Here is a 22,622-nt window from a genome sequence, read left to right as displayed (position 1 = left end):
CGCCATCGTCCGTGCCTCGCAGATCTTGCCCTCCCCCCCGAACAAGTCTGTGTCCTTAAATCATATAAAGTAAGTGAGATCAGAATGAATAAAACGCTACTGATGGCCCTGCTATTCACCTTGCCCGGTGTTGCATTGGCTGCCACGTCTAATAACACCATTAAGTTTCAGGGTGAGGTAGCTGAACAAACCTGTCAGGTCGATATAAATGGCTCGGCAAATACGCCGATTGTATTACTGCCCACCGTCGCTTCCGCCAGTCTGTCCGGCCCCAATAGCGTCGCTGGTAAAACCAATTTCACCATCAACCTGACCGGCTGTAATGTCGCCAGCAAAGAAACCAAAATCAGTTCGGTATTCCAGGGAATGAACGTCACCCCAGCCGGAAATTTGGGTAACACCGGTACCGCTCAGTTTGTGGCAATCCAACTATTAGACTCAACCGATCGCCCGGTCATTTTAACTTCCGGCCCCGTTGAGGTTCCGGGAATTACGCTAGCAACAGGCGCAACTTCGGCCTCTCAGGATCTCTCCGTGCAATATATTTCGGAAAGCGGAAATGCGGTCGCCGGTAGCGTGATGGCTTCGGCACAATACGCCATTACTTACCCCTGATAATTCCAGTGATGCTGGCCTACCCGTTCAGGCTAATTAATTCAACACGCCAAGAATATGAGATACCAATGACGATATACGCTAAAAACATCATTGCCTGCATCTTGCTGGCCTTGGCCAGCATTGTTTCTTTTGCAGCGCAGGCAAGCGTTGTAATGACAGGCACGCGGGTGGTTTATCCGGAAGGCACGCGGGAAAAAATATTACAGCTCAGCAACAAAGACGATAATCCGAATTTGGTGCAAATCTGGATGGATGATGGTAATAACCAGTCATCACCAACCAAAGACGACGTGCCTTTTTTACTGACTCCGCAAATATTTCGTATGGAGCCACAAAGCGGTCAGGTAGTTCGTCTGGCCTATATCGAACGTAATCTCCCCAAAGATCGCGAATCCGTTTTCTATCTTAACTTTCTACAGATTCCCGCCATGAAAGCGGATAAACAGGCCAATAATAAATTAGTGCTGATTGTAAAAAATCGCCTGAAGGTATTTTATCGACCAACCGCGCTTAATGAAAACACCGATAACCTGCATGAAAAAATACAAGTTAGCCTCAGTGATAATACCGGACAGAAAATAATCATAAATAACCCAACCGGATATTTCATTAGCTTACGAGACGCGCAGATGACGGTGAATAATAAAATCATTTCTTTCGCCAGCAGTGAGATGGTATCCCCAAAATCTTCGTCGATTCTGACGATTCCAGAAGGAATAAAAGCGATTAAAGGTCAGCAACTTACCCTTACGTTAGTGAACGACTACGGAGCGAATATCTCAACCATTTATAGCTTATAACTGGTTTATGTTTAATCAAGAAATCAGTGGGTATAGAAAGTGAAATTAATCTCTTGGTTGTCTTATACGCTGGGGCCGGGTTTGCTGATAACGCACTCCGCCTTTGCCTCAGTGCCTAATGATGGCAATAGAGATGAATACGTTTTTGAAGAAGCCTTATTACGTGGCTCCCCACTAGGCGAAGGATCACTCGCCAGATTTAATAAAGCGAATAATCTGGAGATCGGCATCTATCAGGTCGATCTCTATATGAATAATCATTTTATCGACAGAATAGATCTGAAATTCACGCAGCAAACCGCTGGGGTTCAGGCCTGTTTTTCTCTCGAACAATTGGCTCAGGCGGGCATTGCCGATAAAGCACTGGCAGAGGCCAAGAAACAAACAGATTGTCAGCCTCTGGAAATTTTATTACCGGGCAACACTCAGCACTTTGATTATTCTTTATTACGCTTCGATCTGGGCGTACCCCAAAGTTTTGTGAAGCAGGTGCCTCGGGGTTATGTCGATCCGAAAAACCTCAACGTCGGCGATAGCATAGGCTTCAGTAATTATAATCTGAACCAATATCACGTAGCTTATAACCGCAACGGCGTCACGCAGAATACCGATTCCACTTATCTTGGGCTAACCAACGGCGTAAACGCCGGCATGTGGCGTTTACGCCAACAGGGCTCCTTTCGCTATGACAATAATCGCGGCGGAAACTGGACGACCACGCGGGTTTACGCTCAACGCGCATTGCCAAGCCTGCGCAGCGAAATCACGCTGGGCGAGGGGTTTTCATCCGGCCAGTTTTTTTCCAGTCTGGGTTTTAGAGGCGTGACCATGGCAACCGACGACCGAATGCTGCCCGATTCCCTTCGCGGCTATGCGCCGGTGGTGCGAGGCATCGCTAAAACCAATGCCAACGTAACGGTTTATCAGAATGATCGTCCTATTTATCAAACTGCCGTGTCTGCGGGGCAATTCGAAATAACCGATCTTTCAGCCACCAACTTTGGTGGCGATTTAACGATCATCATCGCCGAAGCCGACGGTTCCACCAGCAGCTTTCGCGTACCTTTTTCTTCGGTGCCAGAATCACTGCGCCCCGGTTTTTCACGCTACAGTTTTTCCAGCGGCCAGATACGCGATGTGGGGAATGGCGAAACATTTAGCGAGCTAACCTATCAGTACGGTATCAGTAACGCCCTGACCGCTAACGGAGGCCTGCGTTTAGCCTCAGGTTATCAAGGCGTTATGCTCGGCGGCGTGTTCGCTCACTATATTGGCGCTCTGGGCTTCGACACCACTTACTCCAGCGCGCAACTGCCTAATGATGAACATCAAGACGGCTGGATGGTGCGCGCCTCCTTTAGCCGCACCTTTCAGCCGACGGGCACCACGTTATCTCTGGCAGGCTATCGTTATTCCACCGAAGGCTATCGTGATTTAGGCGATGTCATTGGCGTTCGAGCAACCAGTCGCGGTGAAACCTGGCAGTCCGGTAGCTACCAGCAGCGCTCGCGGGTTGAAATGTCGATGAATCAGAGTTTGCAGGACTATGGCTCGCTGTATTTCACCGCCTCGTCGCAGGATTACCGCGATGGCCGCAGTCGGGATAACCAATTGCAGCTAGGTTACGCCACGCTGCTCTGGAATCAGGTCAATGTGAATCTCTCCGTTTCACGCCAGACGACCGGCGGCTCGACCGGCAGCGGCAATTTTGAAGATCCGATAACAGGTATGCCGATCGAAAGCGGCTTACAAACGCCCGCCGGAAAAGAAACGCTGGCACAGCTGTCTCTGTCATTCCCTCTGGGAAGCAGCCCGAGTGCACCTTATGTTTCCATCGGCGCAATTCACAGCAATAGTAGCGGTACCAATTATCAAACCTCTCTTTCAGGCGTCACCGGTGAAGATCAGTCTGCCAGCTACAGCCTGGATTTCTCGCGCAGCCAACGCAATAAAGAAAACACCTGGAGCGGCAGTCTGCAACAACGGTTGCCGGTCACCAGCCTGAGCGGCAGCGCCTCACTCAGTACCGGTTACTGGCAGGCCTCTGGCAGCGCGCGCGGTGCTGTCGCCGTGCACGGCGGTGGCGTCACCCTAGGCCCCTATCTCAGTGAAACCTTTGCGTTAGTGGAAGCCAAAGGTGCCGAAGGAGCCAAAGTGATGTACGGGCAAGGTGCCAGTATCGATCGCTTCGGCTATGCATTGGTGCCGACTTTAACCCCTTATCGCTACAACACTATTTCCCTGGATCCGCAGGGAATGGATTTCAAAACCGAATTACAGGACGGCGAACGCCGCATCGCGCCTTATGCCGGTTCCGCGGTGAAAGTCACTTTCCGTACCCTAAACGGCTATCCGTTGCTCATTACCATCAAGCGTCCGGATACCAGCATCGTTCCGATGGGAGCCAACGTGTATAACCGAGAAAATATCGTGGTGGGCATGGTTGGACAGGCCGGTCAGGCTTATCTGCGTGCCGATGAACGACAGGGAAAACTCACGATTAAATGGGGCGATGGCGACCACCAGCGCTGCATTCTGCCTTACGATTTGGACGGCGTTGATGATAAACAGCCGCTGATCGCTTTTGACGCACTTTGTGCCAATGATATGCACTAATTCAGGAAGTTATATGATGTCATCAACCTCGTATTGCCAAAAAATTACGCTTAAACGCTATTTTCTCCCGCTGGCGCTATTTTCCGTCTCGCTCACACTGAGCCTGCCCGGCTATGCCAAATGCGTCTGGAAAGGATACAACCTGGGCGGCGACAGCAACGGCGCGCCCCTACGCTTTGGCAATATCAATATGACCAGTAATTATATTCAGCCAGTAGATTCTATTCTGGCTTCTAGCATTATCAGTCTGGTTCCGGCGCGAGCGTTAGCCAATCCGGAAACGGTGCTCTACGAGTGCGATCTGGCGGATAAAGACAGTCTGTACGAGGTTTTTGCAACCAATGGCGACAGTAACGTCGGCGGCTATACCAATATGGGGGATAACTATTTCCAAACCTTTTTCCCTTACACCGCGCTGAAACTGATTCACGTGGATTCCGGCATGGAATTCACCCGAATCTGGCAGCAGGTTCGTCTGACTAAATACGACATACTCGGTAATAAAATTCAAATCAAAGGCAAACATTTCAGCCAGATACGCGCAGAGCTAAAAAAAGTCGCCGCGGTGGATCGCACTCCCGGCCCCTCAACCTGGGGCTGTCCCGGCCCGGCGGCAGACACATATTCCGGTAATTACACCTGTAATCAGCCAAATGGCTATGTGGTGTTCAAAGGGCCGGGAGCCGATGTGCCGGAAACGGGCTATGACTCCTCCACCCGCTTCGATACCTGGGGTTCCGGTCGCTATATGGCTTTTGGCATGAATACCGCGCCGGTCTCATCCCTGAGCCGTAAAAACACCTGCGTGGTGCGCAATGTCACCCCTTATGTGGTTTTTCCCACGATTACCGTTAGCGAACTGGCGCAAGACCAAACCCGCAGTGCCAGCATCAATGTCGATGTGGAATGCCAGACGGGAACCATTTCCGGTATCAATAGCGGCCAAACCTCAATCGGTATCCAAACCTCTTTACCGGGGTATTTGAAAGCGCAGGGATTAGGTTTGGTGAATACGGCGGGCGGCGTGAGCTATTTGCTTTCCGATCTGTACGGCACCGACAGCCGCATCGCCACCGGTGTCGGTATCACGCTGGAAGACAGTAGCGGTGCGCCGATGAATTTTGTCGGCTGGGGAGGATGCAGCGGTAACTGTACCTCCACTGCTAATGCTGGGTGGTATCCCATTCTCGCGGGCGCCAATGCCAACGGCAGCAGCGCCGCCGGTTATAACAATTACACCACCCAATTTACCGCTACGCTGAAAAAACTGCCGGGGAGCGCACCAACCGCCGGTAAAATCGATGCCACCGCATACGTTTTGGTGAAAGTACAATGATCCGATTTCATACGCTCTGCACGCGGAAAAACCTGTTATCCGCACTAACCATGTTGCTGCTATTTATCATCAGTCTCAATGCGGATGCCGGTATTGTGGCCTCCGCCACCAGAATAATCTTTCTCCAGGGAGAAAGAGAAAATACCCTAATGCTGGCTAATACCAATAAATATCCCGTAGTGGTACAAAGCTGGATTGATGATGGTGACGTAGACAACACGCCGGATCAGGCCAAAGCCCCTTTCCTGCCGCTGCCTGCGGTTTTTAAAATGCAGCCGGGATCAATGCAAAGCCTGCGTATCATTAGCAAAGGTAATCAACCCGCCAGCGATCGAGAATCCGTTTATTGGCTGAATTTGTACGAGATCCCGCCGAAAGAGCGTTCCAATAATGAAGATAATCCGCAGGTCGCCATGGCGATGAACACCCAAATGAAAGTGTTTTATCGCCCAAAAGGACTGACTCACTCCCCCGAAGCTGCGATGAAGAAAGTGAATTTCACGCTGATACAGAACGCGGGTGAAACACGGCTGCGGAGCCACAATCCCACGCCGTATCACGTCTCTTTCGGGCAAATGACGCTGAGTCTCAAAGGGAAAAAGATTAATATCCTGCAGGAAATGGATATGATGACCCCACCATTCAGCGAACGTGAGTACAGCACCGAAAACCCCCTGCCCGCCAACGCTCACGGAGCCACGCTGACATACAGTTATTTTGACGATAGCGGGGCTCAAATTAGCCAGACTCAATCGCTTTAATCTGCGTCCTGCAGGCTTTCGTTCATCTCCTGAAGCGGTAATACACAGCGATTACCGCTTATTTCCCTGCGGTCTGGCACGCAAATAAGGGCATTTCCTCTGGTATTTCACTGCCCAACGCCCTAAATTATTACCATATTGAATCAATGGGATAATTCCTTTCTTCTTCCTGCCGAGATCCCTATGTCGTTAAAAATGATTGCCAAAGAATTAAAGCTGTCCACCACGACGGTGAGTCGGGCGCTGAACGGCTACAGCGATGTATCCGCCATTACTCGCCAGCGGGTGGAAGCCGTAGCCGAACGTTTGGGCTATCGTCCTAATGCTTTGGCAAGGCGCTTGAAAATGGGTAAAACCGATGCGATTGGGCTAGTTTATCCGTTTCAACCTAACGTGCTTAACGACGCCTCCTTTCTGGAAACCATCAGTACCATCAGCGCCGCGCTGGCACTGCATAATATTGATTTATTGCTGGTTTCAGATGTATCTCATGACCAACATCCGTCGTTTATCCGCCTGATAGAAAGCCAGCGGGTTGACGCGTTGATCGTGGCACACACGCAGCAGAATGACCGTCGTTTACGCTATCTGGCTCAGCATCATTTACCCTTTTTAGCGATGGGCCGCAGCTCACTGGATAGCCCTTATGCCTGGTTCGATTTTGATAATCGCGCCGGAACGCTACTGGCAGTAGAAAAGCTGGTGGAACTTGGCCATCGACGTATTGCCTATCTGGGGGGAAATAGCCAGCAAACCTATGTTAATCAACGCTTACAAGGTTATCTAGATGGATTGGCTAACCACCAGATTCCGCTGGACGAGGGTTACCAGCAGCCAATTGATAGCAACCGCCGCGCCGGCTATCTGGCCACTCTGCACTTGCTGGCGTTGCCGCAGCCCCCTACCGCCATAGTAACCGACAGTAATATGCTGGGAGACGGCGCAGCAATGGCGTTACAGCAACATAACCTGCTGGGTTCTCAAGGGATTTCATTGATTGTATTTGATGGATTACCGGCTGATTCTTTGGTTGAAACCACCGTCACGCCGATTGTTCAAGAGACTCGTGCTGCGGTTGGAGAAAAAATCGCCGATATGACGTTGGCCTTAATTGAAGGTGCGCCAGTAGAACAGCTACAGGTTTTGTGGCAACCAAAGTTAGGCGTTGGGGACACACTGCACAAAGCAAATTAATACTCTGATTTAAAAAGAAAAAAACCATTCTTTTCACTTAACTCCATCGCTAAATTTAATGTATCCGATGTTTGTTGACTCGATATTATTCTAACTTCATCACAGATCCGAAACGTTTCGGTTTAAGCCGAAACGTTTCGGATCAATGCTAATCCTCACTGATTCATTCCTAGCTTACCGAGAGGATTATATGGAACCAAGCATCCTGCGACTGGAAAGCCCAGCCACTGACGTCATCATTCGTTGCCAGCCATATGCAGAAATTCTTTATTGGGGACCGCACCTGCACAGTTTCAATGCCGAAGATATTCAAACCCTGAATCGGGCAGTGCCACACGGACGTTTAGACGTTGACGTACCGCTAACGCTGGCGGCAGAACTGGGGCATGGCCTGTTCGGAAGCCCCAGCGTGGAAGGACATCGAGACGGAAAGGACTGGTCGCCGGTGTTTGTTACCACCCAAATCGAGCATAAAAATAATCAGCTAACGATTATTGGCGAAGATGATATCGCGGGACTGCGCCTGACCTCAGAGCTGAATCTGGATAGCGCCAGTGGCGTTCTTAGCCTGCGTAACAGCTTAACCAATTTGGGCTGCGAAAATTACTGGCTGGATCGTCTGGCACTGACGCTGCCAGTCAATGAAACGGCCGATGAAGTGATGGCTTTCCATGGTCGCTGGGTAAAAGAGTTCCAGCCCCACCGCGTGACCTTGCAGCACGGTAGCTATCAGCAGGAAAACCGCCGGGGTCGTAGCTCCCACGAGTATTTCCCCGGCATGGTGCTCGGCTGCCACGGTTATAGTGAACAACAAGGTAAAGTTTGGGGTATTCATTTGGGCTGGAGCGGCAACCATCGTCTGCGCGCCGATGTGAAAACCGATGGACGTCGCCTGCTTCAGGCCGAAGCGCTATATTTACCGGGTGAAGTCAGTTTGGCGGAAGGAGAAAGCCAGTCCACGCCTTGGCTGTATGCCAGCCATTCTAATCACGGGCTGAATGGCATGAGCCAACAGTTACACCGCTTCGTGCGTCAACACATTGTCCACTTCCCGCAGCCCAAAGCCCGGCCGGTGCATCTAAATACCTGGGAAGGCATCTATTTCGATCACAACCCGCAGTACATTATGTCGATGGCTCGGCAGGCGGCCGACCTAGGCGTCGAGCGCTTTATTATCGACGATGGCTGGTTCCAAGGAAGAAATCACGATAGAGCGGCGTTGGGAGACTGGTATCTGGATGAAAAGAAATACCCCAACGGCTTGCAACCTGTTATCCAGCAGGTGAAAGATCTGGGCATGGAGTTCGGTATCTGGGTCGAACCCGAAATGGTTAATCCGAACTCTGATTTATATCGTGCACACCCGGACTGGCTATTGGCGCTTCCCGGCTATCAACAGCCGACCGGACGCTGGCAATACGTGTTGGATTTACAAAATCCGGCGGTCTTCGATTATCTGCTAGCGCGAATGGACTGGCTGCTGGGTGAGCATGACATCGATTATGTAAAATGGGATATGAATCGGGAAATCGTTCAGCCCGGTCATCAGGGGCGCGCGGGGTCAACCGGGCAAGCCGAAGCGCTGTATCGTCTACTTGATACTTTGCAATTGCATCATCCTCACGTCGAATTTGAATCCTGCGCCTCCGGCGGCGGTCGTATTGACTATGAAATTCTCAAACGCACCCATCGCTTCTGGCCTTCAGATAACAATGACGCATTGGAACGCCAGAAAATTCAACGCGGTATGAGTTATTTCTTCCCGCCGGAAGTCATGGGAAGCCATATTGGTGGCAAACTCTGCCACACCACTTATCGGCAGCACAATATCGCTTTTCGTGGACTGACTGCGCTATTTGGCCATATGGGCGTGGAATTGGATCCGGTGAAAGAAAGCAGCGAAGAACAGCGCGGTTTTGCCCGCTATATCGCCCTGCACAAATCTTTGCGACCTTTATTACACAGTGGCAACGTAGTGCGGCTGGATAGCCACGATCCCACGACCCTGCTGCACGGCGTAGTCAGCGAATCGCAGGATCAGGCGCTACTGATTGTCAGCCAACTGGCGATGCCAACCTGGTCTCTGCCTGGTCAGTTACGTATGCCTTATCTACGTCCAGAGGCTCGTTACCGCGTTAGCCTGCTGGACGTACCGGAACTGATTAGCGTCGAGCAAGGCGGGCATACCATGAAAGTATTACCCCCATGGATGATTCAGCCGATCGAAGCCAATGGAGAATGGCTGGCACAGGTTGGTTTAGCTTTACCGGTGCTGGATCCTGAAAGTGCCATTTTGATCAAGTTCGAACAATTGTAATTCCCGTTGGTAATGCGCGGCGAGGTTCGTCGCGCTTTCCCTGATGAATAACCCTGGCAGGCACCTGGCCGAGAACGATAACCAGCGAACCTGTGCAGAACATATTGAGTACCTTACGGGGGTTGTATGCAAAGTAGCCCATTCTTTAATAAGAATAACTCTAACTTTTGGATTTTTGGTTGGTTTGTCTTTTTCTATTTTTTTATTATGGCAGCCTGTTTCCCTTTCCTGCCGATTTGGTTAGCCGACGTGATTGGCCTGAGCAAAACCGATACCGGAATCGTCTTTTCCTCTCTATCGTTATTCGCCATTTGCTTTCAACCGGTATTCGGCGTGCTTTCAGATAAACTGGGGCTGAAAAAGCATCTACTCTGGACGATTACCCTACTGCTAATCTTCTTTGCTCCTTTCTTCCTGTATATCTTCGCGCCGCTGCTGAAATACAACACGCTGCTCGGATCCTTGGTTGGCGGAGCCTATCTGGGTTTTGTTTTCTCCGGCGGCTCCGGCGCTATCGAAGCTTATGTCGAGCGAGTTAGCCGTACCAGCGGATTTGAATACGGACAAGCGCGGATGTTTGGCTGTTTTGGCTGGGGAATCTGCGCCTCTACCGCCGGAATACTGTTTAACGTCAATCCGGACCTGGTGTTTTGGATGGGATCAGGCAGCGCTCTGATATTGGCCACATTACTGTTAATAGCCAAACCTCATAAAAACCGCTCCGCCGAAGTAATGAATCAATTAGGCGCCAACGAATCGCTATTTAACCTGAAAATGGTCGGCGAACTGTTTAAAATGCCCAAGCTGTGGCTATTTATTCTGTATATCATCGGCGTTGCCTGCGTCTATGACGTTTTCGATCAACAGTTTGCCAATTTCTTTAAGTCCTTCTTTGAGTCGAAACAACGTGGCACCGAAATATTTGGCTATGTCACCACGCTTGGAGAATTGGCCAACGCCCTGCTGATGTTCTGCGCACCCTGGATTATTAACCGCATTGGTAGCAAAAATGCGCTACTGATGGCTGGGATGTTTATGTCGATCCGTATTTTTGGCTCGGCTTTCGCCACAACGCCGCTGGAAGTGATTTGCCTGAAGATGCTGCACGCTTTTGAGGTTCCCTTCCTGCTCATTGGTTCCTTCAAATACATTACCTCAGTATTTGACGTGCGATTTTCCGCCACCATCTATTTAATTGGTTTTTGCTTCTCCAAACAGGTAGCGGCGATATTTCTCTCGGCCTTTGCAGGCAAAATGTATGACCAGATCGGTTTCAGCCATACCTATTTCATTCTTGGCTCGATTGCTCTGAGTTTTACCCTGCTTTCGGCCTTCACTCTCAGTGGCAAAGGGGTTTTAGATAATCTTTTCCCACGAATATTACTGCGCAGAAGTAAAGCCTAAGCGTTGTTCTTTCTTATTTCTCCTTATCAACCTCATTCCCCTTTGTTACAGGCAAAGGGGAAAAGAAATAAAACAGCATAATCTTGCACCATAACGAGCTGATTTTGCTGAAAAACAAGACAATAAGCTCATTCTCTCAGCAAACGCACGTTTTTAATGGTTTTCTACTTTGACAAACCCGTCCGCCCTCGCTATTATTCGCCTCGTTCACACGATTCCTCTGTAGTTCAGTCGGTAGAACGGCGGACTGTTAATCCGTATGTCACTGGTTCGAGTCCAGTCAGAGGAGCCATATTAAAGAAGCCTGATTAAGGAAACTTAGTCGGGCTTTTTGCTATTGCAAATAATGTAATTATCCGGCAAATAACATTGCCAGGCATTCCCAACAACGCCATCGCTCAAATGTGCTAAATGGCGATTATTTATGCCCATGATTACGCTAAATCAAAGGTTTTCCTAACTCGCGGGTTTGGATATTCACTTTCAATAGATAAAAAAAGAGCCAGACATCAATCTGGCTCTCCAATCTTTAAACTAAATCGCTCAGGTTACTTAACTTCGCCCATTGCTTTCAGTTTTTTCGACAGTTCACGACGTTCTTTCGACAGATCGGCATTTTTGATGATGTAATCATCAACACGATCTTCATAGTCGCTGCGCATGTTAGCGATAATGCCCTGCACGTCTTCAATACTCATGCCAGGTTTGATGTATTCGCCCAAGTTATCGAGCAACAGAACGCGTTTTTGGTTATCACGAATTTTCTTTTCGTTATCGACAATTTCACGCTGCAATTTATTTTTGCGACGAAACATACGCACGAACTCCAAAACGTCCTGGAAAGTTGGCTTGCTTACATTTTCCATTTTCACACCTTAGCTAAGTTTTACACAAATTCAATTGCTGACGGCCGGTTGTCTGTTCACCATCACGTCGCGACAACACGCGATCTTAACAATACAGGTTAGCAGCCATCAGAGACAAGATTCATTGACTTATCTTACCTTTTTTACCCGTCAGACAGAAATTTCATCGCCTTTCGCGTCCAAATAATCGGCTAGCGTCGCATGGTCATCTCAATCAAATCGCCCAGTTCTTTCAATTGGCGGGTAATTTCTATGCTCAACCACACATAGCCATAAATAGGCGCCTCGATTTGCTGATTTTTGGTAGCAACTTCAAGCAGTTTTTCCAATTCTACGCTGATCTCACTCAATTCGCTGGCGGCGACCTCCTCATACTCCGGCTGGCCGCTGAGCAGGCACTGACTTAAATTATCCAGAGTACGAATAGTTAGCAACTGAGTATGGCGCAGAGTTTGGACATTCAGCAGTAAAAAATGGCTTTCGCGAGACGACCAATAGGCATCGGCCAACAGTTCCAGCGTAGAAACCACATTGCGATACAGAGTTTGAATCGCATTAAATACCTCTTTATCAATACCCGATTCTTTGGTCGCCGAAGCGATATAACCGCGCATTTTGACCAATCGCGCTAACTCGCTTTTCATTTTGTCCTCTAAACGAGGACGATCGACCACATTAGGTGATAAATAAGCAGCATAGATAGTGCCGATGGCGTGGAGGCTGGTGCTTAATTGCATACGCCAATGGGTAAAAGCCCGCTGCGGATAAATGCTAGTAAATAACAACGCGAGTAAAGAACCCAAAATAACATCGGCGCTGCGCCACAGAGCGGTACTCATATCGACCGAGCCGGAACCGCAAACTAATGCCAAGGTTACACCGATCAATAAAGCCATATAAGGCCGATTGCCCAAGGTTAAATAACCGCAGACAAACATCACTACAAAGCACCAAGCGAGCATAGCGGTTAGAGAATATTGTTGAAGATACAGCGCGACCAGACCCGAAGCTGCCCCGCAGAGAGTTCCGCCAATACGTTGAATAGCGCGAGAAAAGACGTTTCCCCAATAGGAAAGCGGCCCCATCACCACGACCAAAGTAATTAGCGCCCAAGTGGCATCCGGGAAGGCAAGTAAACGCAGGATAAGAAAGGTTAGGACAAAGGCCACGCTAATTCGTAAAGCGTGGGCAATACGGTAATTGCTATAAATCAAATTATCCAGTGGCGTAATTGCTTTATCAAGGCGCACAGCACACTCACCCTATTCGTCAGGAAAGGGCTAATTCTAGCGGAGTAACCAACATCTGGCACTCCGCCAAACATGATAAAATATGACAATCTTGGCAATTGTTGTTGCCGGGTAAGAAGGTGTACTAATTTTATTTAAAATCGATGGCCATTTGTTCCTGAATGGTTAAACCGCGGCTGGACTCTACGCAACAGGCGACATAATCCGTAAAGCGCGGCGGCTTTGCCATTCCCAAACTCAATAATCGCTGATTATTAAAGCGCACATTTAGCATGGCGAATGAGCCATATAACCGCATAGCTTTTAGCATTAAGCGTTCATTACAAGGCCCAAATATATTTTTCAGCTGATTACGCATTTGTACCAAGGCACCGTAATCAACCTGCATATAATTTATTCCCACTGGTTTTTGTTTCGCGGCCAGAGACATCGCATTATCTATTTCGGCAAAACTAACGCTATTCTCTTCACCGGCAGAGATATGATAAATATAGTCAGGTAATTCTGGATGTAATAATAAGCAGACCAATGCATCTGCGCAGTAATCGACAGGAATAACGTCAATATGATCGTCCAGAGAACACATAAACTTCCGCATCATTAATGCCATACGGAAGACCCAGAATATACTGCTGGAAGGCTGGCAGCCTAAGCGGGTATGGCCAACAACAATAGACGGTCGGGCGAACACCAGCGGTAAATCAGGACATTGTTCTGAAAGCAGATTTTCAATGGTTGATTTGGATTTGGTGTATTCGACTAAATGCGCCTCACTGGCCGGAGATAATACCTGCTCATCAACCAGACTTCCTGCATCCGGCGTACAAGACATCGCCGTACCAACGTGTACAAAGCGTTTTAAACCTGTCACCTGAGCCATACGTTTGGCAAAGGCCAGTGTGCCTTCAACGTTAACCTTCCAGATTAACGGATTATTGCCAAAAGAGGCTACCGCCGCACAGTTGATAACATGAGTAACCTCATCCAACCGAGGATCGGAAATAAAACTTTCTGGCTCAGCCAAATCACCTAATAATATATGTCGTTCTGTAACTTTATTCAGATTTTGGGGCGAAAGATAAAATTTTTCTAAATTATGTTTGATACGGGCTAAGCCTTGCTCTGGTGTATTAGCCCGAACCAATAATAAATAATTAAAATCCGAATTTTCTATCAGAAGCTTTTCCAGCACTGCCCCGCCCAGAAAGCCCGTTGCCCCGGTCAATAAAAGTGTTTTCACCGTTTCAAACCCTATTAAGTATTTTATGTCGAGCATTGTATAAAGGGCTGAGTAAACGGAAGTTAAATAACTCGTTTAATGAATCATTAAAGTCAAAGTTATTTAATTTATAAATGATTCAATATTTTTTTAAGTATAAATATCATTATGTTCCGATTCACATGCGGGGTCGTTCTCATCTTATCTAACTAGGGTAACCCGAGATCCCCTCGGTTTTAGTGATGATAAAACTGACGTGAAAACTATGCTGAGATGATATTCTTGTTACAAAGTGAGTGGCTGCCGTGGGTAAATCTCAGCCCCTAAGCCAGAGTCAATAAAGGTCAATACAAAAGAATGGCAAAACCAACCTCATCACCGACGTTTTACGTCCATGATTACGAGACTTTTGGTCAACATCCAGCGCTGGATCGTCCGGCGCAGTTTGCTGGTGTGCGAACCGATCTGGATTTCAATATCATCGAAGAGCCATTGGTGGTGTATTGCACTCCGGCGGACGATTATCTGCCACAGCCCGAGGCGGTGATGATTACCGGCATTACGCCGCAAACCGCGCTGGCCAAAGGCGTCAACGAGGCTGAGTTTTCCCAACGGATTCATCAGGCTTTTAGCGTGCCCGGAACCTGTATTTTGGGTTACAACAATATTCGATTTGATGATGAAGTCAGCCGTAATATCTTTTATCGCAACTTCTACGATCCTTACGCCTACAGCTGGCAAAATGGTAATTCTCGTTGGGATTTACTGGATGTTATGCGCGCATGTTATGCCTTGCGTCCGGAAGGCATTATCTGGCCGGAAAATGACGACGGCCTGCCGAGCTTTAAACTGGAACATCTGACCAAAGCCAATGGCGTAGAACATTTACAGGCTCATGACGCGATGTCTGACGTACATGCCACCATTGCGATGGCAAAACTGGTTAAGCAGGCGCAACCTCGGTTGTTTGATTATCTCTATCAGCATCGTAATAAGCATAAAATCAATTCGTTAATCGACATTGCCGAGATGACTCCGCTGGTGCACGTTTCCGGCATGTTTGGTGCTGCGCGAGGTAACACCAGCTGGGTTGCACCTCTGGCCTGGCACCCGGATAACAAAAACGCCGTCATCATGTGCGATCTGGCCGGAGATATGTCGCCGCTGCTGGAACTGGATACCGACGCCTTGCGTGAACGCTTATATACTCGTCGAGACCAGCTTTCTGCCAATCAATCGTCTGTGCCAATCAAACTGGTGCATATCAATAAGTGTCCAGTGCTGGCTCCAGCGAAAACTCTGCTGGCAGAGAATGCCGAACGTTTAGGTATCGATCGCCAACGTTGCCTGCAAAATTTGCAATTATTGCGACAAAACCCGCAGATACGCGAAAAAGTAGTTGCCCTGTTTGCTGAAGCCCCGCCTTTTGCTGCATCCAACGATGTGGATGCCCAGCTTTATGACGGCTTCTTTAGTGACGCCGATCGAGCGGCAATGAAGATTATTCAGCAAACTGCGCCGCAAAATCTGCCTGCGCTGGATCTGAGTTTTCAGGATCGACGTTTGGATGAGTTGCTGTTCCGTTTTCGCGCCAGAAACTACCCCAATACTCTGGATGACAGCGAGCAGCAGCGCTGGCTTAACCATCGCCGCGAAGTGCTAAGCCCTGAGCGGGTACAGGAGTATGTGCAGCAATTGGAGCAATTCTACAATCTGTATGAAAGTGATAAAGATAAATTGGAGCTATTAAAATCATTGTACGATTATGCTCGCGAATTAGTGAGTTAACTTCTCGCCAAAATGATTACCCGGCGGTGCTATTCAGTCCGCCGATAACACCAATATTGAACATCAGGTTGCCGAGTCGTGCAGATCAGCACTGATAATAAAACAGCGTATTTCGCCCTATTCCAACGGCCAATTCTTTTTACCCGCAGATTGCGGACAAAAAAACGGAGCCAATCGGCTCCGCTTTTCATCACAAATCAATCAAGTTTTATTATCGTGCAAGTTCTTCATTGAACTGCGGTAATGCCTGACGGAAAACACGGGTTTTCCACAGCATATACGCCAGACCAATCGCCCCCCAAACCAGACCTAAGGTCATTGAGCTGCTTTCCAGGTTCATCCACAGCACGCCGACGGTACCTGCACCAATTACCGGCAGAATCAGGTAGTTGATGTGATCCTTAAGGGTACGGTTCAGGCGCTCCCGGATATAGAACTGGGAGATAACCGACAGGTTAACAAAGGTAAACGCCACCAGCGCACCAAAGTTAATCAACGCCGTTGCGGTAACCAGGTCGAAAGACACCGCAGACAACGCTACGCCACCGACCAACAGCACATTGATGGCCGGAGTACGCCATTTCGGATGCACGTAACCGAACACTTTCTCTGGGAATACACCATCGCGGCCCATGACGTACAGCAGTCGGGAAACCCCGGCGTGCGCCGCCATGCCTGAAGCCAGTACCGTGACGCAAGAGAAGCACAGAATCACAGACTGGAAGAACTTACCGGCCACGAACAGCATGATTTCCGGCTGTGACGCATCAGGATCGCTGAAGCGCGAGATGTCCGGGAAATATAACTGCAAGAAATAAGATACCGCGATAAAGATAATGCCGCCGATTAACGCCGTCAGGAAAATGGCTTTCGGAATCACTTTGCCGGCATTTGGCGTTTCTTCAGACAATGAGCTGATACCGTCAAACCCAAGGAATGAGAAACAGAGTATCGTCGCACCGGTTATCATCGGCACCAAATGGGCGTTCTCTGAATAGAACGGCTTGGTGCTAACTAATGTACCCGCACCTTCACCCTGATAAACGCCATGAATCAATAGCCCGACGAATACCACCATAATCGCTACCTGTACCACCACAATGATGGAGTTCAGGTTAGCAACCACGTTGATGCCGCGCAGGTTGAACAAGGTCATCAGGCTGACCAACGCCCCAACGAAGATCCACGAAGGCACGCCGGGGAAGATGGCTTCCAGATAAATTTTTGCCAGCAGAATGTTGATCATTGGCATGAACAGATAGTCCAGCAATGACGACCAACCCACCATAAAGCCAACGTGTGGGCTAATGGATTTCTGCGCGTAGGTGTAGGCCGAGCCCGCGGACGGGAAGCGTTTCACCAATTTGCCATAGCTAACGGCGGTAAAGAGAACCGCGATCAAAGCGATGGCGTAAGAAGTCGCGACGTGACCATCGGTCAAGCCTGAAACAATACCAAAAGTATCAAAAATGGTCATCGGCTGCAGATAAGCAAGCCCCATCATAACCACTTGAACCAACGTCAGAGTTTTTCTGAGTTGGACGCGATTGTTGGTGCCTGTCTGATTGGTGCCGACCTGAACAGCTGTATTAAGCGACATGATTCAGCCTCCCCATACCTTCGACCAGATTTGTGTTTGTACCACAAAGTCGAGAGGTGACGGGGAAACTTCGTATCTGCCTGGGATACGCAAGTGGGGTAATGAAAGCGGAATAGCGGGTTGAAAAAATGCCTGCTGCCCCATAATCGCTGCGTGTGCAGCGCATGCCGGTAGGCACCGACGCTAAAGTGAACAATTGCCCCATCTTTCTTTCCTCATAACGGCGATTTCATGGTGTGAATAATCGCACGCGGACCTATTTATCTATCCGGATCGATGCCCGGCCTCTTGATTTGTGAAAACACGAATGCAAAAAAATAACCGACGAGTTATTTAAAACGTCGGCTATTTCTTGGCGCGTATTCTGCCCTAATCCGAGATGAAAAGACAAGACGTTAAAACCATCCCAAACCAGTTTATTTCGCTCTGCGAAGAAAAAAAGCCCTTACCACGCCTTATAAGGCCTGCGCAGCGATGTCTACCTGCTCAATTGCCGCCCGTATTTTCTGTTTATTCAGGCTAATTGGCAGTGCGTGGATGGACTCTCCCGGCTTAAGAATTCGGGTAATCACTTGTTCAATGGCATCACGGTCGCGAATATTGACGTCTAGCGCGGCCAGATGGGTTGGTAAGCCCCAGACTTTAAAGGCAGCAATCAGGTCTTTCAACGCCTGTTCCTGCCCCAGCAAAGCGGTTTGTACCAGAATTCCGTAGGCCACTTTTGTTCCATGCAGGAAACGTGCGGTTTGCGGCAATACCGTCAATCCGTTGTGTACCGCATGCGCCGCCGCCACGCGGGTGAAACGCTCGCCTAATCCCCCCACCATGCCGCCACCGGCAATAATTGCGTCAACTACATCGAGGAAATCCTGCGTTAATTCGCGCCGCGCGACTGCCTGCAATGCCGCCTCGCTCTGTTCCAATAGAACATTACGCACATCCAGCGCCGCCTGTAGACCCAGACGCACCGTCAACGGTAAGGATTTAGGATCGCTGCTTAATACAACGGCTTCATACCATTTAGCCAAGGTATCGCCGATACCGGCCAGCAGATAGGCCACAGGAGCCTGCAAAATAATACGCGGTTCAACCAAAACCAAATGGTTAGCATCATTGAAAATTTCATAATTCAGCGCCTGCCCCTGCTCGGTATACCACACGGATAGAGGCGTCCAGGCGGCGCAGGTCGCGGCAATGGTAGGAATGACCACCAGCGGTAGGCCTAAGCGTCGTGCTACCACTTTAGCGGTATCCAGGACGCCACCACCGCCAACGCCGATCACCACCTGGCGCTCGGAACCGGCCACACTGACCAGTTCTGCCACGGTGGATTCACTGCAATGGCTGTTAAAGCGCGCCTTAATAGCATTGGCGGAATGAAATTCCGCTGGCAGATAATCCTGCGCGGCGTTTAATGCTCGTTCACCATAAATCCACAGCGCTTTTTCCAATACGGGCTGTGGATAGAATTCACTCAGCTTATCGATAGCACCGGTAAAAGAATAATAGTTGGCAGGCCCTACCTGCACGCGGATTGTGTTCGCACTCATGCCATTTCCTTGCTGATGTTATGAATTTTTTTTCAGTTGTTATCAACGGCGATTATTATTACTTTCTAACCTGTCTTAATCCTGTCCGGTCTGATTCATCTTAATGGCTAAGCCAAAGATGTTTAATAATTATTTGCTATAGCTTAACCCTATTAGTTCATTACTAATGATTTAAAACATGTTAAAAAACACCGAGAACAAGCGCATTTTTTGACGTTTTTTTTACGATTTTCGCCTGACGAAACGTTTTTATTACCCCACCGATAAAGCTAACTATTGGGCGGTATTCACCTATTTAGCGGGGCCGTTACAGAAACTTATGCCTACCCTCACCCCTTCTCGCCTGGAAATGCGCAATATTTCACTCTCGTTTTCCGGTTTTCATGCCTTACAGCAGGTCGATTTCTCGCTGGAAGGCGGATCAACCCATGCACTGGTAGGAGCCAACGGAGCGGGAAAATCAACGCTAATGGCGATCCTTTCCGGTGCGCACGGTCACTACAGTGGTGAAATTTTCATAGACGGACAGCGGGTAGATATTCATTCGCCGCTTCAGGCTAAACAGCTCGGAATTCACGTGGTGCAGCAAGAGGTAGATGTTGCTTTGGTGCCAAGCTTGTCGGTAGCAGAAAATATTATGCTGGCAACGCTGGCAGAATCGGGCCACCTGTTCAACTGGCCGCGGCTTTATCGTCAGGCTGAGCAGTTGCTCCAACAATTGGGTTTACCGCTGAACGTTCGCCAGCGCTTGGAATCCTGCACCCTGGCAGAAAAACAGCAGGTGCTGCTAGCGCGCGCCCTTTCCCACCACTGTCGTTTTTTGATTCTGGATGAGCCAACGGCTCCGCTGGATCAGGAAGAAAGCGCCCGTCTGTTTACGGTGGTACGCCGCCTGAAATCGGAAGGTATTGCTATCGTATTTATTTCTCACCGCATCCATGAATTACGCGAGATTTGCGATCAGATTACCGTGTTGCGAGACGGGCGATTTATCAGCCACGGCGCTATGGCCGGGCTGAGCAGTGAGCAAATCGTCGAGAAAATGCTGGGTCATCAGCTAGACGATATATTCCCTCCCCGCCGCCCGCCCTGCAGCGATAAAACCCTTTTGAGCGTCAGTGGATTGCGTGATCCACATAAACTGCGCGATATCAGCCTCCAGCTAAATCAAGGGGAAATTTTAGGCATTGCCGGTTTGGCAGGCGCAGGAAAAACCGAGTTGTGCAAAGCGCTGTTTGGCGCGATGCCCTGTACGGTGAAACAGGCGGAATTACGTGGTCAGCGCTGGCAACCGCATTCGCCGGATCGTTCAGTGACGCAAGGATTGGCGCTGGTGCCGGAAGAACGGCGCAAAGAAGGCATTTTTATTCACGAAAGCATTCCTATGAATCTGAGTGTATGCGCCGACGACAGTTTCTCCCGCTGGAGCATTTTCAGCCGCCGACAGGAATTAAACTGGGCTAAAACACTGATTCAGCGCTTAGGGATACGTACCTCTGCGCCGCAGCAGAAATTGGCTCGACTCTCCGGAGGCAATCAACAAAAAGTGGCTATCGGTAAATGGCTACGGGGAGACGCACAGATACTGATTTTCGATGAACCGACCAAAGGCGTTGATATCAAAGCCAAACAGGAACTATTCGGCCTGATCGACGATTTGGCGCGTCAGGGCAAAGGCATTATCTATGCCTCGGGTGAATTCTCCGAACTGGTAGGCCTATGTGACCGAATTTGCGTGCTGTGGGATGGTCGCATCGTGGCCGAGCTGAACGCCGCAGAAATTAACGAAGAAACGCTATTACTATTTTCAACCGGAGGAACACCCGCGTGAGTAAAGATTCGCCCCTACCTAATGTGCAGCCCTGGCGTCATCAGCTATTTGATTTTCTGTATAAGTGGGGGATGTTACTTACCGTTGTTGCGTTGATCGCCCTGTTTGGTCTGGCTTCGGATAACTTCCTTGATCCGAACAATATCATCAATATTTTACGATCTATCGCTATTGTCACGGTGATCGCCATCGGCGTATCGATATCACTATCTATCGGCGGTTTCGATCTTTCCGTTGGCTCTACCGCTTCACTGGCCAACGCAGTAGTGGTGTCGCTGTTTGTCTGGTACGGCTTCGGTACCACCGGCGCTATCATTGTGACTTTGCTGGTGTGCGGTTTGGTCGGGTTGTTTAACGCTTTCCTGATTGTGGTACTGAAGATCCCCGATATGTTGGCGACGCTAGCCAGCTTATTTGTCATTCAAGGCGTGGCGATGACCTACAGCTACGGCGGTTCTATCACCCAGAATATGCTGTTGCCGAGTGGCGATATGGCCGAAGGGCTGATTCCGGAGATGTTTTCGGCGTTGGGGCAAGTCCCTGTCATCGTGATTATTATGCTCATTGTGACATTAGTGGTGCAGCTTTATCTATCGCTAACCAAGCATGGCCGTCGTATGTATGCCATTGGCGGCAATCCTGAAGCGGCACGGTTGTCCGGTATTCGCACGGTTCGTTATCGGGTTTTGGCCTATGTGCTTTCCTCACAGCTGGCTGCGTTGGGCGGCATTTTGCTCGCTTCCCGCATCGGTTCTTCACAGGTTAACGCCGGTAGCGGTTACCTGATGGACGCGGTGGCCGCGGCCTATATCGGTTTTTCACTGGCAGGCTCAGGCAAACCAAACGCCTTTGGCACCCTGATTGGCGCGGTGATTCTCGGCGTGCTGCAAAATGGCTTGGTGATGCTTTCAGTGCCTTACTATGCAATGGATATTATTAAAGGGTTGGTTTTGGCGCTAGCGTTGGCGTTGACGTATATACAAAAGCGGTGAGGGTTTTCGATAATTCAGGCAGGATCATGTTTTGAAAGCTTTATAGTTCGGTTTTCTGTGTTTTTAATTCGGCCTTTAAGATAAGAGCACATCGCAGCCTGCTGAATGAAGAACAGAGGATAGGGCAACCCGCCGTGGACGGCGGAGCGAGACGCCATTAGCAGGGAGGCGCCCGTCAGCCGGTGTGATGAACGAGGTGTCCTGTAAAGCAAGCGGCTTTGTGCGGAGGCGCGGATGGTTAAGACTCGCGCCTGCGCGCTTTGACTTGGTTGAGGCTGTAGAAGTGAAATATTCACAAAGCAAATATCAACTGAAACCTGATCCGATTTCAAAGTTCAAAGTTCAAAGTTCAAAGTTCAAAGTTCAAAGTTCAAAGTTCATATTTTGAAAACCATAAAAAGCACGAAGGAAGCAAAATCGAGAAATTCATCAACCTGCTCCCCCACGACAAGATTGAATAAAAAAAGCCACTTTTCAGTG

General features: G+C 49.2%; 16 protein-coding genes and 1 tRNA gene. 12 read left to right on the top strand and 5 right to left on the bottom strand.

What is annotated here, in order from left to right:
- The first annotated feature begins 84 nt into the window (after positions 1-84).
- The 9 genes from PL78_RS17325 (at position 85) to PL78_RS17285 (ending at position 11,338) form a co-directional block, all read left to right on the top strand.
- Positions 85-615 (top strand): fimbrial protein, encoded by a 531-nt coding sequence (locus PL78_RS17325; protein WP_064517515.1) that lies wholly within the window; start codon positions 85-87, stop codon positions 613-615.
- A 68-nt stretch (positions 616-683) separates the two neighbouring features.
- Positions 684-1,418 carry a fimbrial biogenesis chaperone gene (locus PL78_RS17320; protein WP_064517513.1) on the top strand — a complete coding sequence of 245 codons (735 nt, stop codon included), beginning with the start codon at positions 684-686 and terminating at the stop codon, positions 1,416-1,418.
- Positions 1,419-1,457: 39 nt separating this feature from the next.
- A complete protein-coding gene (locus tag PL78_RS17315) occupies positions 1,458-4,034 on the top strand; it encodes a fimbria/pilus outer membrane usher protein (RefSeq protein WP_064517510.1) in 2,577 nt (858 codons plus the stop codon).
- 16 nt (positions 4,035-4,050) lie between these two features.
- Complete coding sequence (locus PL78_RS17310; protein ID WP_084414387.1) at positions 4,051-5,370, top strand: fimbrial protein; 1,320 nt, start codon at positions 4,051-4,053, stop codon at positions 5,368-5,370.
- Positions 5,367-6,131 (top strand): fimbrial biogenesis chaperone, encoded by a 765-nt coding sequence (locus PL78_RS17305; RefSeq protein ID WP_084414347.1) that lies wholly within the window; start codon positions 5,367-5,369, stop codon positions 6,129-6,131. The genes PL78_RS17310 and PL78_RS17305 overlap by 4 nt, the downstream gene beginning before the upstream one ends.
- 183 nt (positions 6,132-6,314) lie before the next feature.
- Entirely contained in the window at positions 6,315-7,325 is a 1,011-nt protein-coding gene (locus tag PL78_RS17300) for a substrate-binding domain-containing protein (protein WP_064517508.1), read from the top strand.
- A gap of 190 nt (positions 7,326-7,515) precedes the next feature.
- On the top strand, positions 7,516-9,642 hold the full coding sequence (locus tag PL78_RS17295; RefSeq protein ID WP_064517505.1) for an alpha-galactosidase: 2,127 nt from the start codon (positions 7,516-7,518) through the stop codon (positions 9,640-9,642).
- A 126-nt stretch (positions 9,643-9,768) separates the two neighbouring features.
- Entirely contained in the window at positions 9,769-11,046 is a 1,278-nt protein-coding gene (locus PL78_RS17290; RefSeq protein WP_064517502.1) for an MFS transporter, read from the top strand.
- A gap of 216 nt (positions 11,047-11,262) precedes the next feature.
- Positions 11,263-11,338: transfer RNA gene (locus PL78_RS17285), tRNA-Asn, on the top strand.
- Between the two features lie 256 nt (positions 11,339-11,594).
- On the opposite strand, the gene tmaR is transcribed toward PL78_RS17285, so the two are convergent.
- From tmaR to PL78_RS17270, 3 genes are all read right to left on the bottom strand, one after another.
- Positions 11,595-11,912: a PTS system regulator TmaR gene (tmaR, locus tag PL78_RS17280; RefSeq protein ID WP_064517499.1), complete on the bottom strand. Its 318-nt coding sequence runs from the start codon at positions 11,910-11,912 to the stop codon at positions 11,595-11,597.
- 191 nt (positions 11,913-12,103) lie between these two features.
- Positions 12,104-13,162, bottom strand: coding sequence for an FUSC family protein (locus PL78_RS17275; RefSeq protein ID WP_064517496.1), 1,059 nt, complete (start codon positions 13,160-13,162; stop codon positions 12,104-12,106).
- A gap of 130 nt (positions 13,163-13,292) precedes the next feature.
- Positions 13,293-14,402 (bottom strand): SDR family oxidoreductase, encoded by a 1,110-nt coding sequence (locus PL78_RS17270; RefSeq protein ID WP_064517494.1) that lies wholly within the window; start codon positions 14,400-14,402, stop codon positions 13,293-13,295.
- A gap of 336 nt (positions 14,403-14,738) precedes the next feature.
- Between PL78_RS17270 and sbcB the strand changes: the two genes are divergently transcribed.
- Positions 14,739-16,169: an exodeoxyribonuclease I gene (gene sbcB / locus PL78_RS17265; RefSeq protein WP_064517492.1), complete on the top strand. Its 1,431-nt coding sequence runs from the start codon at positions 14,739-14,741 to the stop codon at positions 16,167-16,169.
- Positions 16,170-16,380: 211 nt separating this feature from the next.
- Here the strand turns inward: sbcB and PL78_RS17260 are convergent, their stop codons facing one another.
- Together PL78_RS17260 and PL78_RS17255 are read right to left on the bottom strand one after the other, a co-directional pair.
- Positions 16,381-17,769, bottom strand: coding sequence for an APC family permease (locus PL78_RS17260; protein WP_064517489.1), 1,389 nt, complete (start codon positions 17,767-17,769; stop codon positions 16,381-16,383).
- A gap of 455 nt (positions 17,770-18,224) precedes the next feature.
- Positions 18,225-19,319 carry an oxidoreductase gene (locus PL78_RS17255; RefSeq protein ID WP_064517486.1) on the bottom strand — a complete coding sequence of 365 codons (1,095 nt, stop codon included), beginning with the start codon at positions 19,317-19,319 and terminating at the stop codon, positions 18,225-18,227.
- A 319-nt stretch (positions 19,320-19,638) separates the two neighbouring features.
- Here PL78_RS17255 and PL78_RS17250 point away from each other — a divergent pair, with 319 nt between their 5' ends.
- Together PL78_RS17250 and PL78_RS17245 are read left to right on the top strand one after the other, a co-directional pair.
- Positions 19,639-21,150, top strand: coding sequence for a sugar ABC transporter ATP-binding protein (locus PL78_RS17250; RefSeq protein WP_064517483.1), 1,512 nt, complete (start codon positions 19,639-19,641; stop codon positions 21,148-21,150).
- 71 nt (positions 21,151-21,221) lie between these two features.
- Positions 21,222-22,142: an ABC transporter permease gene (locus PL78_RS17245; protein ID WP_371112914.1), complete on the top strand. Its 921-nt coding sequence runs from the start codon at positions 21,222-21,224 to the stop codon at positions 22,140-22,142.
- Positions 22,143-22,622: the final 480 nt, after the last annotated feature.

Source organism: Yersinia entomophaga (assembly GCF_001656035.1).
Classification (GTDB): Bacteria; Pseudomonadota; Gammaproteobacteria; order Enterobacterales; family Enterobacteriaceae; genus Yersinia; species Yersinia entomophaga.
Note: the sequence above shows the minus strand (reverse complement) of the source record. Positions and strands in the feature narration are given on the sequence as shown.

What these genes read in the sequence shown, in the direction of transcription:
- PL78_RS17290 (WP_064517502.1), top strand. Translation starts at nt 9,769, where the DNA reads ATGCAAAGTAGCCCATTCTTTAATAAGAATAACTCTAACTTTTGGATT.
- PL78_RS17250 (WP_064517483.1), top strand. Translation starts at nt 19,639, where the DNA reads ATGCCTACCCTCACCCCTTCTCGCCTGGAAATGCGCAATATTTCACTC.
- PL78_RS17305 (WP_084414347.1), top strand. Translation starts at nt 5,367, where the DNA reads ATGATCCGATTTCATACGCTCTGCACGCGGAAAAACCTGTTATCCGCA.
- PL78_RS17245 (WP_371112914.1), top strand. Translation starts at nt 21,222, where the DNA reads ATGTTACTTACCGTTGTTGCGTTGATCGCCCTGTTTGGTCTGGCTTCG.
- PL78_RS17300 (WP_064517508.1), top strand. Translation starts at nt 6,315, where the DNA reads ATGTCGTTAAAAATGATTGCCAAAGAATTAAAGCTGTCCACCACGACG.
- PL78_RS17320 (WP_064517513.1), top strand. Translation starts at nt 684, where the DNA reads ATGACGATATACGCTAAAAACATCATTGCCTGCATCTTGCTGGCCTTG.
- sbcB (WP_064517492.1), top strand. Translation starts at nt 14,739, where the DNA reads ATGGCAAAACCAACCTCATCACCGACGTTTTACGTCCATGATTACGAG.
- PL78_RS17295 (WP_064517505.1), top strand. Translation starts at nt 7,516, where the DNA reads ATGGAACCAAGCATCCTGCGACTGGAAAGCCCAGCCACTGACGTCATC.
- tmaR (WP_064517499.1), bottom strand. Translation starts at nt 11,912, where the DNA reads ATGGAAAATGTAAGCAAGCCAACTTTCCAGGACGTTTTGGAGTTCGTG.
- PL78_RS17310 (WP_084414387.1), top strand. Translation starts at nt 4,051, where the DNA reads ATGTCATCAACCTCGTATTGCCAAAAAATTACGCTTAAACGCTATTTT.
- PL78_RS17260 (WP_064517489.1), bottom strand. Translation starts at nt 17,769, where the DNA reads ATGTCGCTTAATACAGCTGTTCAGGTCGGCACCAATCAGACAGGCACC.
- PL78_RS17325 (WP_064517515.1), top strand. Translation starts at nt 85, where the DNA reads ATGAATAAAACGCTACTGATGGCCCTGCTATTCACCTTGCCCGGTGTT.
- PL78_RS17255 (WP_064517486.1), bottom strand. Translation starts at nt 19,319, where the DNA reads ATGAGTGCGAACACAATCCGCGTGCAGGTAGGGCCTGCCAACTATTAT.